The 15698-nt window shown below is 62.6% G+C and carries 17 protein-coding genes and 1 pseudogene; 13 read left to right on the top strand and 5 right to left on the bottom strand.

Annotated elements, in window-relative coordinates; translation table 11 throughout:
- Positions 1-35: 35 nt before the first annotated feature.
- The gene (locus EH240_RS40135) at positions 36-281 is read right to left on the bottom strand and encodes a plasmid partitioning protein RepB C-terminal domain-containing protein (RefSeq protein ID WP_125002648.1); all 246 of its coding nucleotides are present in this window, start codon (positions 279-281) and stop codon (positions 36-38) included.
- 813 nt (positions 282-1094) lie between these two features.
- Between EH240_RS40135 and EH240_RS38100 the strand changes: the two genes are divergently transcribed.
- The 12 genes from EH240_RS38100 (at position 1095) to EH240_RS22345 (ending at position 11375) form a co-directional block, all read left to right on the top strand.
- Positions 1095-1241 (top strand): hypothetical protein, encoded by a 147-nt coding sequence (locus EH240_RS38100; protein WP_167484109.1) that lies wholly within the window; start codon positions 1095-1097, stop codon positions 1239-1241.
- A 465-nt stretch (positions 1242-1706) separates the two neighbouring features.
- Positions 1707-2681, top strand: a complete 975-nt coding sequence (trbB, locus tag EH240_RS22395; RefSeq protein WP_125002646.1) for a P-type conjugative transfer ATPase TrbB — start codon at positions 1707-1709, stop codon at positions 2679-2681.
- Between the two features lie 3 nt (positions 2682-2684).
- Positions 2685-3011, top strand: coding sequence for a TrbC/VirB2 family type IV secretion system protein (locus tag EH240_RS22390; RefSeq protein WP_125002644.1), 327 nt, complete (start codon positions 2685-2687; stop codon positions 3009-3011).
- Positions 3011-3286 (top strand): VirB3 family type IV secretion system protein, encoded by a 276-nt coding sequence (locus tag EH240_RS22385; protein ID WP_125002642.1) that lies wholly within the window; start codon positions 3011-3013, stop codon positions 3284-3286. The genes EH240_RS22390 and EH240_RS22385 overlap by 1 nt, the downstream gene beginning before the upstream one ends.
- An 11-nt stretch (positions 3287-3297) precedes the next feature.
- A complete protein-coding gene (gene trbE / locus EH240_RS22380; protein WP_125002640.1) occupies positions 3298-5754 on the top strand; it encodes a conjugal transfer protein TrbE in 2457 nt (818 codons plus the stop codon).
- A complete protein-coding gene (gene trbJ, locus EH240_RS22375; protein WP_125002639.1) occupies positions 5751-6509 on the top strand; it encodes a P-type conjugative transfer protein TrbJ in 759 nt (252 codons plus the stop codon). The genes trbE and trbJ overlap by 4 nt, the downstream gene beginning before the upstream one ends.
- 11 nt (positions 6510-6520) lie before the next feature.
- Entirely contained in the window at positions 6521-6844 is a 324-nt protein-coding gene (trbK-alt, locus tag EH240_RS22370; RefSeq protein ID WP_125002637.1) for a putative entry exclusion protein TrbK-alt, read from the top strand.
- A gap of 2 nt (positions 6845-6846) precedes the next feature.
- Positions 6847-8223, top strand: a complete 1377-nt coding sequence (gene trbL / locus EH240_RS22365; RefSeq protein WP_125002635.1) for a P-type conjugative transfer protein TrbL — start codon at positions 6847-6849, stop codon at positions 8221-8223.
- A gap of 3 nt (positions 8224-8226) precedes the next feature.
- Positions 8227-8916 (top strand): conjugal transfer protein TrbF, encoded by a 690-nt coding sequence (gene trbF, locus EH240_RS22360; protein WP_125002633.1) that lies wholly within the window; start codon positions 8227-8229, stop codon positions 8914-8916.
- Entirely contained in the window at positions 8913-9974 is a 1062-nt protein-coding gene (gene trbG, locus EH240_RS22355) for a P-type conjugative transfer protein TrbG (protein WP_125002631.1), read from the top strand. Before trbF ends, trbG begins: the two co-directional genes overlap by 4 nt.
- Positions 9971-11116 carry a TraB/TrbI/VirB10 family type IV secretion system protein gene (locus EH240_RS22350; protein WP_125002629.1) on the top strand — a complete coding sequence of 382 codons (1146 nt, stop codon included), beginning with the start codon at positions 9971-9973 and terminating at the stop codon, positions 11114-11116. Before trbG ends, EH240_RS22350 begins: the two co-directional genes overlap by 4 nt.
- 1 nt (position 11117) lies before the next feature.
- Positions 11118-11375, top strand: coding sequence for a DUF2274 domain-containing protein (locus EH240_RS22345; RefSeq protein ID WP_125002627.1), 258 nt, complete (start codon positions 11118-11120; stop codon positions 11373-11375).
- Between the two features lie 229 nt (positions 11376-11604).
- On the opposite strand, the pseudogene EH240_RS22340 reads toward EH240_RS22345, so the two are convergent.
- Together EH240_RS22340 and EH240_RS22335 are read right to left on the bottom strand one after the other, a co-directional pair.
- Positions 11605-12174: pseudogene (locus EH240_RS22340) on the bottom strand (nucleotidyl transferase AbiEii/AbiGii toxin family protein); the annotation flags it as partial.
- Positions 12161-12961 carry a type IV toxin-antitoxin system AbiEi family antitoxin domain-containing protein gene (locus EH240_RS22335; RefSeq protein WP_125002625.1) on the bottom strand — a complete coding sequence of 267 codons (801 nt, stop codon included), beginning with the start codon at positions 12959-12961 and terminating at the stop codon, positions 12161-12163. The gene EH240_RS22335 and the pseudogene EH240_RS22340, both read right to left, overlap by 14 nt.
- Positions 12962-13167: 206 nt before the next feature.
- Between EH240_RS22335 and EH240_RS22330 the strand changes: the two genes are divergently transcribed.
- The gene (locus EH240_RS22330) at positions 13168-13674 is read left to right on the top strand and encodes an AAA family ATPase (RefSeq protein WP_125002623.1); all 507 of its coding nucleotides are present in this window, start codon (positions 13168-13170) and stop codon (positions 13672-13674) included.
- Between the two features lie 106 nt (positions 13675-13780).
- Here EH240_RS22330 and EH240_RS22325 read toward each other — a convergent pair whose 3' ends face one another.
- Positions 13781-14866: an ABC transporter substrate-binding protein gene (locus EH240_RS22325; protein WP_125002621.1), complete on the bottom strand. Its 1086-nt coding sequence runs from the start codon at positions 14864-14866 to the stop codon at positions 13781-13783.
- 48 nt (positions 14867-14914) lie between these two features.
- Positions 14915-15667, bottom strand: coding sequence for an ABC transporter permease (locus tag EH240_RS22320; RefSeq protein ID WP_125002662.1), 753 nt, complete (start codon positions 15665-15667; stop codon positions 14915-14917).
- Positions 15668-15698 lie beyond the last annotated feature (31 nt).

Genomic DNA, 15698 nt, shown 5'->3' with positions numbered 1-15698 from the left:
CCACAGAACGGCAAATGGGATTTAGAGCGCCGGGCTCAGCCCGGCGTTTTTCGTTTTATCGCGCTCGTGCGGCGAATACGAGCCGCTCGAGGAGGGTCAAAGATGCTTTGAAACTCCGCAAACCGCTGCGGAAAATGATTCTCCAGATACCGCACGACACGCACGTTCCCCATCAGCCGGTCCAGGTACCCCCTGGCCGCCACAAGCTCGAGGTTCCAGGTGCCACTGCTCCCGGCGGCGTTTCGGAACCCGCTGCTCAACTCGGCGAACTCGGCTTCCATGGCGGCGAGCTGCTCGGGAGTGACGCCGGCGAACTGCTTCCGCCACGGATCGGCAAAGCTGTGACCGCGGTGTGAGTACCATGAACACCCTGGCGGTATTGAGCTTCACCCTTTCCAGCGCGACCACGTTGGGGTGATCCACAAAGATAACGACAGCGACTTAGGGGTATCTTTTCCCGGCTTCCCCGGTGTCGTCACCGCCGGCCCGGACAATTGCCGAAGTGCGTCGGCTCGCCGAGCAGGCGCTCGCCTTTCATGCGGAGGGGCTTCTAGAGAACGACCCGAACCCATTCTTCGCCCGAGCACGTGATGACCGACAAAGACGCACTCACCACTATCCAGGTGCGTCTGAAGGCTGCAAGACAGTTACCGCGGCGGCTGAGCTAGCTGAGCGCCGCGTGTCCCTCGGCGCGCCGCAGCGTGGCCTCGCCCGTCCCGTCGCACTCCATACAGCGGACGCTCACCCCAGGGCATCTGTGCTGATGCGTCCCCGCCGGGCAGCAATGGCCGTTAGAGCTTCGCCACCTCGGGCATTCGAACATCGTGCCGGTGCCGCCGCAGCCTTGGCACCCGCCATCGGTGAACGCTAGTGACATTTTACCCAGCCCTTCGGCGTTGCGAGGCAACGCCGCTAACCCCAACGTAAACTGCGGCTGGCCCCCGCCAGCCGTACGCGGACGGGCCGGCCCGCCATGTAGTGCATCACATTGCTCCCGCTTCAGGAATGTCTTTCGCGTATGAGACCTGGCCGTTATGTGATGGCTTCCTAAATTTGGTATGACTAATATGCGTCCTGCTATAGGAGGCAGCCGGATGAATCTCGTCGGGCATGTTTTCGCGGGCATTTGGGCCGCCGGTGTGCTGGCGGCGATCTGGCACCTCTTGAGGCGCCCCTCGCCGCCGCTTGCCGAGAGCGAGCAGGAGCGCGATTTGCGCGACTGGCTTGACGGGCAGATGTAAGGCATCGGGAGCTAATCCAACGGCACCATCATCTTTGCTGTTTGGAAAGCCAGGTCTTCAAAACGGGCCGGCGGCTTTTGCCCTACAGCCGCGTGATCTTGTCGAGCTTCATGCGAAGCCGCTGGCCTTCGGCGTACATCAGCGCGAAGGCTATACGCGATCGCGTATAAATGACGAATATACGCGAATCCGTATAAATCATGGATATACGCAATCGCGTATGGGACCGTTAACGAACCTCAATACGCACCACTAATTCCCCAATCCGATGGAAAGGAAGCGCCGTAAGCGCAGCGGTGCCGTCATCAGCCGAAGCGAGGCGACACCGGGACCGCCTTTCTCCTGTATTTATACGCCACGCTACTACGCCCCGAGATACTGGTTGAAGCGGTCCCAAATCCGGTCCTTTTAATCATCCCCGACCAGGAAACGCCTGATTTTGTTTCCGACCGAAACGGGGACCAGATGGCAGCTTCGCATAACAACAAAGAAGGACGCGCGCGCAGTTCTCGCATGCTGCGCACAGCGCTCGGTCCCGCTATCACCCGCTTCCTGGACGATCCCGCTATCGTCGAAGTGATGCTGAACCCGGATGGCCAAATCTGGGTTGATCGGCTCTCCGAAGGCCTGGCCAAGACGGGGGAGGTGCTGTTGGCCACCGATGGCGAGCGCATCATCCGTCTGGTCGCCCATCATGTAGGCGCGGAGGTGCATTCGCGCTCTCCCCGGATCTCGGCAGAGCTGCCCGAGACCGGTGAACGCTTCGAGGGGCTTCTACCCCCCGTCGTTGCAGCACCCGCCTTTGCGATCCGCAAACCCGCCGTCGCCGTCTTCACGCTCGACGACTACGTCACGGCAGGCATAATGACCTTCAATCAGGCGGCGACGCTGCGTGCCGCCATCACCGCCCGCGCGAACATCCTCGTCGCCGGCGGCACATCCACCGGCAAGACAACGCTGACCAATGCCCTGCTCGCCGAGGTGGCGAGGAGCGCCGACCGTGTCGTCATCATCGAGGACACACGCGAATTGCAATGCGCCACCCCTAACCTTGTCGCCATGCGAACCAAGGACGGCGTCGCAACGCTTGCAGACCTGGTCCGATCCTCATTGCGCCTGCGACCCGACCGTATCCCCATCGGCGAGGTGCGCGGCCCCGAAGCACTCGACCTTCTCAAGGCATGGGGCACCGGACACCCAGGCGGCATCGGCACCATCCATGCTGGCTCCGGGATTGGCGCCATGCGCCGTCTCGAGCAACTCATCCAGGAAGCCGTTATCACCGTTCCGCGTGCGCTGATTGCGGAAACCATCGATCTCGTCGCTGTTCTTTCCGGACGCGGTTCAGCGCGCCGGCTCACCGAACTCACCCGCGTCGAAGGGCTTGGTCCCGACGGCGATTATCGCACCTCCCAAGCTACCCAACAACAATGGAGATAATTCATGATCAGCGCTTTCTCGCGAGCCCACCGCCATATCGCAGCCTCGACGCTAATTCTCGGTCTCACGGTTGCTCCTGCGGCCTTCGCGGCCGGCTCGTCGATGCCTTGGGAGCAGCCGCTGGAGAAGATCCTTCAGTCGATCGAAGGCCCGGTCTCCAAGATCATTGCCGTCATCATCATCATCGTGACCGGTCTGACACTTGCCTTCGGTGATACCTCTGGAGGCTTCCGGCGGCTGATCCAGATCGTCTTCGGCCTGTCGATCGCCTTCGCGGCGTCGAGCTTTTTCCTGTCGTTCTTCTCATTCGGCGGCGGAGCGCTCATCTGATGTCTCTCGAGCAGCTCGATGCGGTGCCGGGGTTCACAGTTCCCGTCCACAGAGCATTGACCGAGCATATCCTGCTCGCAGGCGCACCTCGCTCCATCGCGATCATGAACGGCACGCTCGCCGGCGCGGTCGGCCTCGGGCTGCGCCTGTGGCTGGTCGGTCTTCTCCTGTGGGCGCTCGGCCATTTCACGGCGGTGTGGGCAGCCAAACGCGATCCCCTGTTCGTGGAAGTCGGCCGCCGGCATCTGCGCATCCCCGGTCATCTGTCGGTTTGAAGGATGCGGCCATGATGAACCTTGCCGAGTTCCGCCGCACTGCCAGCCACCTCGCCGACTATCTGCCCTGGGTTGCGATCGTCGCGCCCGGCGTGGTGCTCAACAAGGATGCGAGTTTTCAGCGCACCGCGAAGTTTCGCGGACCAGACCTCGAGTCAGCCGTCGCGGCAGAACTGGTCGCGGTAGCTTCACGTATCAACAACGCCTTCCGGCGCCTCGGCTCGGGATGGAGCATCTTCGTCGAGGCGCAGCGGCACGAGGCGGCGTCCTATCCTGAGAGCCAGTTTCCCGACCCAGCTTCAGGCTTGGTGGATGCCGAGCGCAAAGCCGACTTCGAGGAGGAGGGAATCCACTTCGTGTCGACTTACTTCCTCACGTTCGTCTATCTGCCGCCGGCCGAGGATGTCGCTCGCGCGCACAGGTGGCTTTACGAGGGCCGCGAGGATTCGGACGTAGATCCCCAGGAAGCCCTGCGCGCCTTTGTCGACCGCACGCAGCGCGTGCTCTCCCTGCTCGACGGCTTCATGCCGGAATGCCAGTGGCTCGATGACAGCGGGACGCTGACCTACCTGCATTCGACTGTTTCCACGAAGCGCCATAGGGTGCGCGTTCCGGAGACGCCGATCTATCTCGATGCGCTGCTGGCAGACCAGCCGCTGACCGGTGGGCTCGAGCCGTGCCTTGGCGATCAGCATCTACGCGTGCTCACCATCGTCGGGTTCCCGACCGCGACCACGCCAGGTCTGCTCGACGACCTCAACCGGCTCGCCTTTCCCTATCGGTGGGCGACGCGCGCAATCCTGCTCGACAAGACCGACGCTGCGAAGCTGCTGACCAAAATCCGGCGGCAATGGTTTGCCAAACGCAAGAGCATCGCCGCGATCCTGAAGGAGGTTATGACGAACGAGGCGTCCGTGCTTGTGGACACGGACGCCGCCAACAAGGCCGCCGACGCAGACCTGGCCCTGCAGGAACTCGGCGCTGACGTGTCGGGCATGGCCTATGTCACCGCGACGGTCGCGGTTTGGGATGCCGACCCGCGTCTTGCGGACGAGAAACTGCGCCTGGTCGAGAAAGTCGTCCAGGGGCGCGACTTCACCGCAATAGTCGAAACCGTCAATGCCGTCGACGCCTGGCTGGGGTCGTTGCCAGGCCATGCCTACGCCAATGTCCGCCAGCCGCCCATCTCGACGCTCAATCTCGCCCACATGATCCCCCTCTCTGCCGTGTGGGCGGGGCCGGAACGGGACGAGCATTTGGGTAGCCCTCCCTTGCTCTACGGCAAGACCGAAGGCTCGACCCCGTTCCGGTTGTCTTTGCATGTGGGCGACGTCGGCCACACTCTCGTTGTCGGCCCTACCGGCGCGGGCAAGTCCGTGCTGCTCGCGCTGATGGCCCTGCAGTTTCGCCGCTACACTCGCGCGCAGGTTTTCGCCTTCGACTTCGGCGGCTCGATCCGCGCCGCAGCACTCGCCATGGGCGGTGACTGGCACGATCTCGGGGGCGGGCTCACCGAAGGCAGCGAGGCTTGCGTCTCGCTGCAGCCTCTCGCACGCGTCCACGACACCTACGAGCGCGCCTGGGCGGCCGACTGGATCGTGGCAATCCTTGCGCGCGAAGGCATCCCGATCACTCCGGATGTCAAGGAGCACATCTGGACCGCGCTGACATCGCTCGCCTCGGCACCGGTCGAGGAGCGCACCGTTACGGGACTGAGCGTGCTGCTGCAATCGAACGATCTGAAGCAGGCTCTGGGATCTTATTGCATCGGTGGTCCATACGGCCGATTGCTTGACGCAGAAGCCGAGCACATTGGCGCGGCATCCGTGCAGGCATTCGAGATCGAGGGCCTCGTTGGCACCGGAGCAGCACCAGCCGTTCTGTCCTACCTGTTCCATCGCATCGGTGACCGGCTCGACGGGCGGCCGACATTGCTGATCATCGACGAGGGCTGGCTTGCCCTCGACGACGAGGGCTTTGAGGCCCAGCTCCGCGAATGGCTGAAGACGCTGCGCAAGAAAAACGCCAGTGTCATATTCGCCACGCAGTCGCTCTCCGACATCGACAACTCGAAGATCGCGCCAGCGATCATCGAAAGCTGCCCGACCCGGCTGCTCTTGCCGAACGAGCGTGCGATCGAGCCGCAGATCACGGCGATCTATCGTCGCTTCGGCCTCAATGACCGCCAGGTGGAAATCCTGGCGCGGGCGACCCCAAAGCGCGATTATTACTGCCAGTCGCGGCGCGGCAATCGTCTCTTTGAACTCGGCCTGTCGGAGATCGGTCTCGCGCTCTGCGCAGCATCCTCCAAGACCGATCAGGCTCTCATTGCCAGCATCGCTGCCGAGCATGGCCGCGACGGTTTCCTCGCCGCCTGGCTGCGTGCGCGAAACGCCGGCTGGGCGGCCGACCTCATCCCCGACGTCCCCACCCTCATCCCCCAGGCAGAAAAGGAGACTCAATCATGAATGCCTTTCGCATCCGCTCGCACGCCTTCGCCCTGGCCACGGCAATGCTCGCTCCGCCGCTCTTGGTGTCGCCTATAGTGGTTGCACCGGCGCATGCGTTCATCGTCTTTGATCCGTCGAACTACGCGCAGAATGTATTGACCGCGGCACGGTCGCTTCAGCAGATCACCAACCAGATCACCTCGCTCCAGAACGAAGCGCAGATGCTGATCAACCAGGCTCGCAACCTCGCGAGCTTGCCGTTTTCTTCCCTCCAGCAATTGCAGCAATCGGTACAGCGAACGCAGCAGCTCCTCGGTGAAGCGCAGAACATCGCCTTTGACGTCCAGCAGGTCGACAAGATCTTTCAGCAGCGATACGGCGCCATCTCGCTCTCCGCTTCCGACCAGCAGCTTGTCGCGGATGCCCGCTCGCGCTGGCAAAACACGGTTGGCGGCCTTCAGGACGCCATGCGCGTCCAAGCCGGCGTCGTCGGCAATATCGAGACCAATCGCTCCCAAATGTCAGCGCTGGTCGGCGCCAGCCAATCCGCGACCGGCGCGCTGCAGGCAACGCAAGCCGGCAACCAGCTTCTGGCACTCCAGGCCCAGCAGCTCACCGAGCTCACCGCCGTCGTCGCCGCCAACGGTCGTGCCCAGGCGCTGACAGAAGCCGAACGTGCGGCTGCTGCTGAACAGGGCCGCGAGCAGCGCCGCCGCTTCCTCGCCCCCGGCTCCGGTTACCAGGCAGGCAATGCCTCAATGTTCAACCGCTGAGGATCACGACAGTGGATGGCAAGACGCTTGCTCGCATCATCGCCGTGATCTTCATCGCCGTCGCAGTCACCGCGACAATTGTCGAGATGACCCGGAAGGAGGACAAGCCGGGCGCAGCAGTGCTCGAGGCGCCAGCGACGTCGCAGAGCCCGCTCCGCGAGGGTCTTCGCCGTTGCCAGGTGCTCGGTGAGGGTGCGTTGCGCGACGGCGGCTGTTTGCGCCTGTGGACCGAGCAGCGCGACCGGTTCCTCGGTTCCAAAGCGCCATTTGTGAGCTCGACTTCACAGCCGGTCACCCCGCCGTCGCCGGATGCGAACTCGCCGGGGGCGCGATAGGCATGGGCAGCACCGGCATTATCGACCAATTCCTCGGCACGTTTACGCGTTACATAGACAGCGGCTTCGGCCTGCTCGGCGGTGAAGTGGCGTTCGTTGCCACCACCCTGATCGTCATTGATGTGACGCTTGCGGCCCTCTTCTGGAGTTGGGGCGCCGATGACGACATCCTTGCGCGCCTGGTCAAAAAGACGCTGTTCGTCGGCGTATTCGCCTACCTGATTTCCAACTGGAACAGTCTTGCCCGGATCGTCTTCGAAAGCTTCTCCGGCCTCGGCCTCAAGGCAAGCGGCACCGGCTTCTCAGAGCAGGACCTGCTCCGGCCCGGCAAGGTGGCGCAGACCGGGCTCGACGCCGGCCGACCGTTACTCGAGGCCATCTCGGGGCTGATGGGCTATGTGTCCTTCTTCGAAAATTTCATCCAGATCGCCTGCCTGCTGTTCGCCTGGGCGCTCGTCCTGCTTGCCTTCTTCATCCTGGCTGTGCAGCTCTTCGTCACGCTGATCGAATTCAAGCTGTCGACGCTGGCAGGCTTCGTCCTGATTCCGTTCGGCCTCTTCGGCAAGACGGCCTTCATGGCTGAACGCGTGCTCGGCAACGTCATTTCGTCCGGTATCAAGGTGCTTGTTCTTGCCGTAGTCATCGGCATCGGCTCGACGCTCTTCAGCGAGTTCACCCAAGGTTTCGGTGGCGAGAATCCTACCATCGATCAAGCCATGGCGATCGTGCTGGCGGCACTGTCGCTGCTTGGTCTGGGCATCTTCGGCCCTGGCATTGCCAATGGTCTCGTCTCCGGCGGACCGCAGCTTGGTGCGGGTGCTGCCGTTGGCACGGGCCTCGCCGCTGGCGGCACGGCGCTCGTCGCCGGCGGCGCTGCCGGCCTTGCAATGCGGGGCGGGGGCGCCGCTTTCTCCGGAGCGGCTTCCGCGGCGCGAAGCGGCGCGTTCCTGGCGGGCGGGGCGTCAACTGCCTATTCCCTCGGCTCCGCTGGCCAGACTGGCGCTGCCGGGGTTGCCTCCGGGCTGAGCGGCTTAGCAGGCACCGGTGCATCCGCCGCAGCCTCGCCGCTCAAGCGCGCCGTCGCGCGCGCCGGACAATCGATAAAGTCGAGCTTCGTTTCCGGCGTCAATTTCGGCTTCGAGAGCACCGGAGGATCTTCGACCCTGGGGACGGTCGGAGGTGCGGCCGAGCCTGCCAACGATCCATCGCCTGGCCGCGCTGGCCAAGCGAGCGGCGCAGCACAAGGCCCGCCTGACTGGGCCAAACGCATGCAGCGATCCCAGCGCCTCTCCCACGGCGTCCAGACCACTGCCCACGCCGTGCGCTCCGGCGAGGCCCACGGCAGCGGAACCTCCATTTCCCTCTCTGAAGGCAAGTGATCCATGAACATCTTCCGACGACCTGCCGTTCACTACGGCAAGACACCTCAACCGGAGACGCCTTACCAAAAGGCAGCGCAGGTTTGGGACGAGCGCATAGGCTCTGCGCGTGTGCAGGCTAGGAACTGGCGTTATATGGCCTTCGGATCGCTGATCCTGTCAGCTGGCCTCGCCGGCTCCCTTCTCTGGCAGTCCGCCCGAGGCTCGGTCGTACCCTGGGTGGTTGAGGTCGATAAGCTCGGACAGGTGCAGACAGTCGCACCGGCGACCGCCGACTACGAGCCAACCGATCCGCAAATAGCATGGCATCTCGCCCGTTTCGTCGAAGAGGTCCGATCAATCCCGGCCGATCCGATCATCGTGCGCCAGAACTGGCTACGCGCCTATGAATGGACGACCGACCAAGGCGCGGCGGCGCTCAACGACTATGCCCGCGCCAACGAACCCTTCTCCAAGATCGGCAAGCAGCAGGTTGCGGTCGAAGTCTCTTCGGTCATCCGCGCCTCTCCCGAATCCTTCCGCGTCGCCTGGACCGAGCGTCACTACGAAAACGGCCAGCTCTCCACCGCCGAGCACTGGACGGCGATCCTGACAATCGTGATCCAGCCACCAGCCGATGCCGAACGCCTTCGGGCAAATCCGCTCGGCATCTACATCAACGCCATCAATTGGTCGCGGGAGATGAGCCAATGAAGCTGGCATTCCGTGCTTTGCCCACTTCTGCTTTTCATCGATACGCATGCGCCGCGGTGTTGGTTTCGGGGTCCATGCTCACAGGCTGTGCCACACTCCAGAAGCCGCCGCAGATCGCCTACGATGCCTTCGTGCCGCCGTTGCCAACGGTCCCAGCTGTCGCGACGGATGAGAAGCCGAAGCCGTTACATGTCCCGCCGAGCTGGTCCCCGACGCGTGGCGGTGCCGCCGGCAACACGCCGACGGCGCGTGTTGAGAACGCCAACGCGGCCGCTCGTGTCCAGCCGCGGCGCGAGGGCTATTACAACGCCATCCAGATATATCCCTGGAGCGAAGGGGCGCTTTACCAGGTCTATGCCGCACCCGGGCGGATAACAGACATCGCGCTCGAGCCCGGCGAGAGCCTGACTGGCACAGGCCCGATCGCGGCGGGCGACACCGCGCGCTGGATCATCGGCGACACCGAGAGCGGATCGGGTGTTACCCGGCGTGTCCACGTGCTGGTGAAACCCTCGCGCGCGGACATCACCACCAATCTCGTCATCACGACCGACCGGCGCAGCTACATGATCGAGTTGCGGGCGGATGAGAGGCCTTACATGCCGGCCGTGGCATGGGCATATCCAGCCCAGCCAGCCCGCCAGCGGCAGACTATTCCCGCAACGCCAATGATCCCGGACGTGGCTGCGCGCAACTACCGCTATGGCCTCACCGGCGATACGCCGCCGTGGAGGCCCGTCGGCGTCTATGACGACGGCAGGCGCGTCTACGTCGAGTTTCCGCGCGGGATCGTGCAGGGCGAGTTGCCGCCGATCTTTGTCATTGGTCCGGACGGCGAAACCCAGGTCGCCAACAGCCGTGTCTACCAGAACATTCTGATCGTCGACCGGCTCTTCGGCGCTGCAGAACTGCGTCTTGGCAGCGGCAAGCGGCAACAGACCGTCAGGATCGTGCGTAGTGATGGGGCGGCAACCCGTCGACTGCCGTGGATGTCAGCTTTCGGTGCAGCACCGAAAGTCACGGACGTACCGAGGCAGCGGGGAGGGCAGGGTTCATGAACGAGAACGAAACCGCCGCTCAGCCGATGCGGCTGCGCGCCGAGCCGTCGCGTGTGACCCGGCTGTCACGCAAAGTGCTCGCAGGCATAGGCTGCGTCGCGTCGCTCGGCATCGGAGGCGCACTGATATATGCGCTGCAAAGCCGCGATATCGGCACTGACGGTAAGGAGCTCTATTCGACCTCCAATCGACAGCCCGCCGACGGCCTGGCTGGCCTGCCACGCGACTATACCGGTCCTGTCCTTGGGCCGCCGCTTCCCGGCGATCTCGGCCGGCCGCTGCTTGATGCCCAGAACAAGGGGCAGCCCGTGGTGCCGCCGACAATGGCAACGCCAACAGTCGACGAGGCCGAACAACGCCGGCGAGCTGAAGAGGAGGCGGCACGCACGTCGCGCGTTTTCTTCCAGACAGCGGCTGTGACCGGGGCTGCCGCCGAACCTCCAGGTAACGTTGCTGTGCCACCCGATTTCTCCGGTCTGGGTCCCGCCGGCCAAACACCGCAGGACCGCCAGCTCGCCTTCCTCAATGCTGCCGCCGATCGACGCACTGTGGCGCCCGACCGAGTAGTGTCTCCGGCATCGCCCTATGTGCTTCAGGCCGGAGCCGTCATACCAGCCGCTCTCGTCACCGGTATCCGCTCCGATCTGCCTGGTCAGATCGCGGCGCAGGTGACGGAGAACGTCTACGACAGTCCGACAGGACGGGCGCTTCTGATCCCGCAGGGCACCCGAGTGATCGGTCAATACGACAACGGAGTCGGGTTCGGGCAAAGACGCGTGTTGCTTGTTTGGAGCAGGCTCATCTTCCCGGACGGCCGATCCATTGTTCTGGAGAGGCAACCTGGCGCGGACGGGCAGGGCTATGCCGGCGTCGAGGATGGTGTCGACTACCACTGGGGCGAGTTGTTCAAGGCGGCCGCGCTCTCGACCATACTCAGCGTTGGGGCAGAGGCTGGCACATCAGGCCAGGAGAGCGACATCGTGCGGGCCTTGCGACGCGGCGTTTCCGACAGCGTCAGCCAGGTCGGCCAGCAGATCGTCCAACGCCAGCTCGAAATAGCGCCGACACTGACGATACGGCCGGGTTTCCCCGTGCGCGTCCTCGTCACGCGCGATCTCGCGCTTGAGCCGTATGGAGACTGAAATGGCAAAGCTGAAACTCGGTCCGATTGCGGACGACAAGCCAGTCAAGGTGACGGTAGAACTGCCAGCGGCGCTACATCGAGACCTTGCCGACTATGCTCAGGTGCTCGGCCGAACCACCGGCCAAACGGCTCCCGATCCTTCGAAGCTCATCGTGCCGATGATCGAGCGATTCATGGCGACCGACCGCGCCTTCGCCAGGGCGCGCCGCGATCGGAGCGCTCAGGTCGCAGGCGGTTCTGCCGAGAAATCGGGATAGTGTTCGCGTAGCATCGCCAGGAACGACCCCAAGGCGGGGTTGCTGTTCGCGTCTCGCCAATACGCAATGAATTTGACTTGGGTAGGACCGTCGTAGTCCCAGACTTCCCGGTAGACGACGCCTTCGTGGCGGGTCGCGCCCTCGAACATCAAGAGCGTGCCATAGTTCGCACTGACCAGGCTCAGCAGTCTGTCCAGTGACGAGTCCTGACTGCCTCCCCCTCGGCAGGGAACATGCACGCGACGCGGCGCAAATCCTTGCTGATGCCTTCATTGGCGAGCAGGTCCCTTATGTCGAACAGGTCGCGCGGGTGCTGCCTGTCCAGTGCCGCCATGATCTTGCCGGCGTACAGATCGGAGAAGGAGACGACCTGCATTTCCGCAAACCCGAAGGCATCTTCAACCGCTGCTGACACGGCCCGCAATTCTGGCTCGAATACGCAGCCACGCAGGACCGGCGTCACCTCGATCTTGATCTGTGCATCGCTTCCTTGGACCATCAGCTTGGTGACAATCTGCTCCCGCGCATTCACCACCTCGTTGACGCGCACGCCGCGCAGACCTGCCCTGAGCGCCGCCGCAATGCGCTTCATGCCTGCATCAATGGCGGCCAACGACTCTGCACGGGGAGCGACCGGCAAATAGGTCAGGTCGATATCGACCGACAAGCGCGGCATATCACGAACAAAGAGATTGATCGCCGTCCCGCCCTTGAGCGCAAACTCCCTCTCCGCCGCGACGAAAGGCACGGCGGCGATCAGAAGGGCAACCTGGCGCCTGTAGCGATCATTCAGGGGCACCAAGGTCCTCCGGCACGGTTATGAGGTATTTCGGGTCCAGCTTCCCACCTTTGACGAGCATACGCTTTCCGCTGCCAAGGCTGATCTCCTCGCGCTTTATCTGCTTCAGCCAGGGCGGCGCATGGCGATCGGCGAAGAAGAAGAACAGCCGCTTGACCTTTACGCTCCGGCAATCCGCAAGCAGCGTCTGTAGACGCCGCGGGCTTAGGGTATTCAGGCTTTGGACCATCATATCGACTAGGTGAAAGCTCTCGTGTCCGGGCAGCTCGTCAAGCATTTCGAGGAGCGCACGCTCAGGCGTCGAAGCCACAAGCGGCCAATCCGACGGCCCCGGCAATTCCCGCAGCGTGCCGGCCTGCAACGCATCCTTCTCGGCCGCAAGAGTCGTAAACAGCACCTGCGACCTGTGAAATCGGAAGGACTCTTCCAACGGAAGCTTGGCGAGCCAGCCCGGAGGCGGCTCCGTTCCATAAAGGTGGATCGTTAACGGGCCGGACAGCGACAAATAGTGGCTGAAACCCTGCAGGTCGAGCGCGGTGCGCCCTCCGACCGTAAGGGCGTGTCCCATGAGCTTCTGGAGAGAAACGACGGTTTTCTGCCAATCGAGTTCTCCGAGAGGACGTTTGTAGGTGCCGCGCACCGGCTGAACCAGCCAACCCGACGAAACGTATTGACTGCGCAGGCTCGTGGAATAGCCATGCCGCTCCATCCATGCCGCATCGGCCAATAAGCCTTCGGGCAGGGTTCGCTCTAGCTGGTTTAATTTCCCACTGTTTCGCTCAGCCATACTTAGTAAAATGGCATAATATTATGCAAGGTTTGAAAAATATCCATTTCGCTTAGCTTAACTTGGCAAATTCAAGCGTTAACAAACCGGACGGAACATGGCCGTGAAAAACTGGTGCACTATACGCTAGCGATTCCATGGCCCTGTATAGTCTACTGACGCCGCTGGCGGTGAGTCTGTCGGCCAAAAGATCGACCCGGGGGAACATGACGCTTATCAGAGCCATTGAGATCGAGAATTTTCGCAGCGTGAAAGCCTTAAAATGGCTGCCGCGCGAAGGGATCAACTGCCTGATCGGCCCAGGCGACAGCGGGAAATCCACTCTACTCGATGCGATCGATTACTGCATCGGCGCGCGCCGTTCCCTGCAGCTCACCGATTCTGACTTCACAGCAGTAGATATCGAGAAGCCGGTGCGCATATGCGTGACGCTTGGTGTGCTGCCAGACGCTTTGAAAAGCATTGAGAGCTACGGTCAGTACCTGCGTGGCTTCAATGCCGCTACGGGCGAGATTGCGCCGGAGCCTGAAGCCGGTCTCGAAACCGTGCAGACAGTACAGCTCCTCGTGGAAAGTGACCTTGAACCACAATGGTCGCTCGTATCTCAGCGTGCCGCTGCGCAGGGCCTTTCACGGTCCCTGAACTGGGCTGACCGCGTAAAGTTGTCGCCAACGCGCCTTGGCAGGCTCCTCCCGTCGCTCGCGCCAAGCTGAACAGCAGAGGCGATTGCCTTACCCGGCGCCGCTCGCGGCGCCGGATCATTAAGCCTCTTCTCAGCGAGAGCTATCGGCGGACTACCGTCCCGACTTGGACTCCCCGCTATCGGATCCAGTTGTTCCAACGTTCCAGCAGCATGGCCGCGTTAGCGTTGATCCATTCAGCATCGGGCACGACAATCGAATTGCGGATATCGTCCGCGCCGGGCATCGTCTTTCGTGCCTGATCCGACATCAAAGCAATGGCGTCGCTGCTTGGCGGAGTACAGGACAGCACCTCGCAGGCCTGCGCCTGTGCCTTTGGCGATTTGAGCCAAAACGCGATCAGCTTGAGTGCATTCTCGCGATGGGGCGCGCCTTTGATGAGCGAAATGCGATCGCCGACCAGGAACGACGCCTTGCTGGACCATGCAATCGGCAGCCCCTCGGTCTGCATTGCCTTCGCCCTCGTCAGCCAGATCTGGCCCAGCGAATACTCGTTGTTGCGGAAGCCTTGAACGCTTTGATCGCCGGTCTTCCACCACAGCGTGATCGCCGGTCGAATCTGATCAAGCTTGGCCAGCGCGCGGTCGACATCGAGCGGAAACAATTTGTCCTTGGCGACGCCGTCTGCCAACAGGGCGGCCGCCATGACGCGCCAGGGATCATCGAAGCTCGGAAAGGCGCGCCCGCCCGGAAACTTCTTCGTGTCCCACATGTCCGCCCAGGTTTCGGGAACTGGCTCGCCCGCCTTGCCGGTCCGGTAGACGAGGAGCGTGGCAGTCGACTGCAGCAGCACGCCGCCGGGCGCGCAAGCGTTTGGACTGAGGTCCTTTCGGTTGGCAAATTGTTGGCAGAATCCACTTAAATCCTCGGTCGCCTGACGATGCGTCTCGGAAGCCGCCTGGATTTCCCCATCGAGATAAAGGTCCCACGTGACATTTCCAGCCTTCACCATCGCGCTCGCCTTGGCGCGCATCTCGGCGTTGGTGGCAACGACGGTCACGACCTGGATGCCGGTTTCCTTGGTGAAGGGATCAAACCATGCCGCCTTCAGCGCCCGGTCATAGGCACCTCCTGTTGAGGCGATGACCACCTGCTCAGTGGCCGATGCCCAGTTCAGGGACGCGGCAAGCGGTATGAAGCATGCGAAGGCACATATCGGCAGCCGAAGCCCGATGGCAGACAAGCGAATCCAGATGAATGACATGGTGCGGTTCTCCCTTTTTGACTTGATGTTTTTCGATTGGATCGGGCGCTACCGCCTGTCATTCGGCTGGCCAAATATGTGCGCCAGCGCCATGAGCAGCAGTGAAAGCCCAACGAAGGTCGTCGAGGCAGCCGCAATCACCGGCGTGAGGTTGAAGTCGATGTCCTCGAACATCTTTCGGCCGATCGATTTGCCGTTGATGTCCGAGATGAAGAAGGCCACGGTCGCCTCGTCGAAGGACGCAAGGAAAGCAAAGACGGAAGCTGCAAAGATGCCAGGCGCGATGTTGGGGAGCACAATCCGAAAGAAGGCCTGCACGCGGTTTGCCCCACAGCTCAATGCGGCGAGCTCCAACGTCGGATCAAATCGCTGCAGCGATGCGCTGACGGTAATCACCACATAGGGCACCGCAAGAACGGTGTGAGCGACCAGGAAGCCCGTAAAGCTCCCCGTGAGCTGGAGCGGCGAAAAAACCAGGTAAAGGGCGACACCCAACACGATGTGCGGGACGATCATTGGGCCAAGAGACATCGCCAGGAGCGTGTTCTTGAAGGGCAGCTTCCCACGCACGAGTGCCAGCGACGTCATTGTTCCGACGACGGTGGCGCTGAGCGTGGTCGCGATGGCTATCTTGAAACTGAACCATGTCGCAGCCATCCAGTCGGGATCGCCAAAGAACGTCCGGTACCAATCCATGGTCAATCCACGCGGTGGAAACTGCAGATAGTCGGTCTGGCTGAGCGACATCGGCACGATGAGCAGCGTCGGCAAGACAAGGAAAAACAGAACCGTCCCGACCATCAGCCCGCCGCCCAGCAGCGCCGCCAGCCTG

The organism is Mesorhizobium tamadayense (genome assembly GCF_003863365.1).
GTDB classification, from domain to species: Bacteria; Pseudomonadota; Alphaproteobacteria; order Rhizobiales; family Rhizobiaceae; genus Mesorhizobium; species Mesorhizobium tamadayense.
This window is presented reverse-complemented; position numbering and strand designations above follow the sequence as displayed.

Excerpts from the sequence above, each read along its gene's own strand:
- EH240_RS22345 (WP_125002627.1), top strand. The coding sequence starts at position 11,118 with ATGGCAAAGCTGAAACTCGGTCCGATTGCGGACGACAAGCCAGTCAAG.
- trbJ (WP_125002639.1), top strand. The coding sequence starts at position 5,751 with ATGAATGCCTTTCGCATCCGCTCGCACGCCTTCGCCCTGGCCACGGCA.
- EH240_RS22390 (WP_125002644.1), top strand. The coding sequence starts at position 2,685 with ATGATCAGCGCTTTCTCGCGAGCCCACCGCCATATCGCAGCCTCGACG.
- EH240_RS40135 (WP_125002648.1), bottom strand. The coding sequence starts at position 281 with ATGGAAGCCGAGTTCGCCGAGTTGAGCAGCGGGTTCCGAAACGCCGCC.
- EH240_RS22350 (WP_125002629.1), top strand. The coding sequence starts at position 9,971 with ATGAACGAGAACGAAACCGCCGCTCAGCCGATGCGGCTGCGCGCCGAG.
- EH240_RS38100 (WP_167484109.1), top strand. The coding sequence starts at position 1,095 with ATGAATCTCGTCGGGCATGTTTTCGCGGGCATTTGGGCCGCCGGTGTG.
- EH240_RS22330 (WP_125002623.1), top strand. The coding sequence starts at position 13,168 with ATGACGCTTATCAGAGCCATTGAGATCGAGAATTTTCGCAGCGTGAAA.
- trbB (WP_125002646.1), top strand. The coding sequence starts at position 1,707 with ATGGCAGCTTCGCATAACAACAAAGAAGGACGCGCGCGCAGTTCTCGC.
- EH240_RS22320 (WP_125002662.1), bottom strand. The coding sequence starts at position 15,667 with ATGGTCGGGACGGTTCTGTTTTTCCTTGTCTTGCCGACGCTGCTCATC.
- EH240_RS22385 (WP_125002642.1), top strand. The coding sequence starts at position 3,011 with ATGTCTCTCGAGCAGCTCGATGCGGTGCCGGGGTTCACAGTTCCCGTC.
- trbE (WP_125002640.1), top strand. The coding sequence starts at position 3,298 with ATGATGAACCTTGCCGAGTTCCGCCGCACTGCCAGCCACCTCGCCGAC.
- trbF (WP_125002633.1), top strand. The coding sequence starts at position 8,227 with ATGAACATCTTCCGACGACCTGCCGTTCACTACGGCAAGACACCTCAA.
- trbG (WP_125002631.1), top strand. The coding sequence starts at position 8,913 with ATGAAGCTGGCATTCCGTGCTTTGCCCACTTCTGCTTTTCATCGATAC.
- EH240_RS22335 (WP_125002625.1), bottom strand. The coding sequence starts at position 12,961 with ATGGCTGAGCGAAACAGTGGGAAATTAAACCAGCTAGAGCGAACCCTG.
- EH240_RS22325 (WP_125002621.1), bottom strand. The coding sequence starts at position 14,866 with ATGTCATTCATCTGGATTCGCTTGTCTGCCATCGGGCTTCGGCTGCCG.
- trbL (WP_125002635.1), top strand. The coding sequence starts at position 6,847 with ATGGGCAGCACCGGCATTATCGACCAATTCCTCGGCACGTTTACGCGT.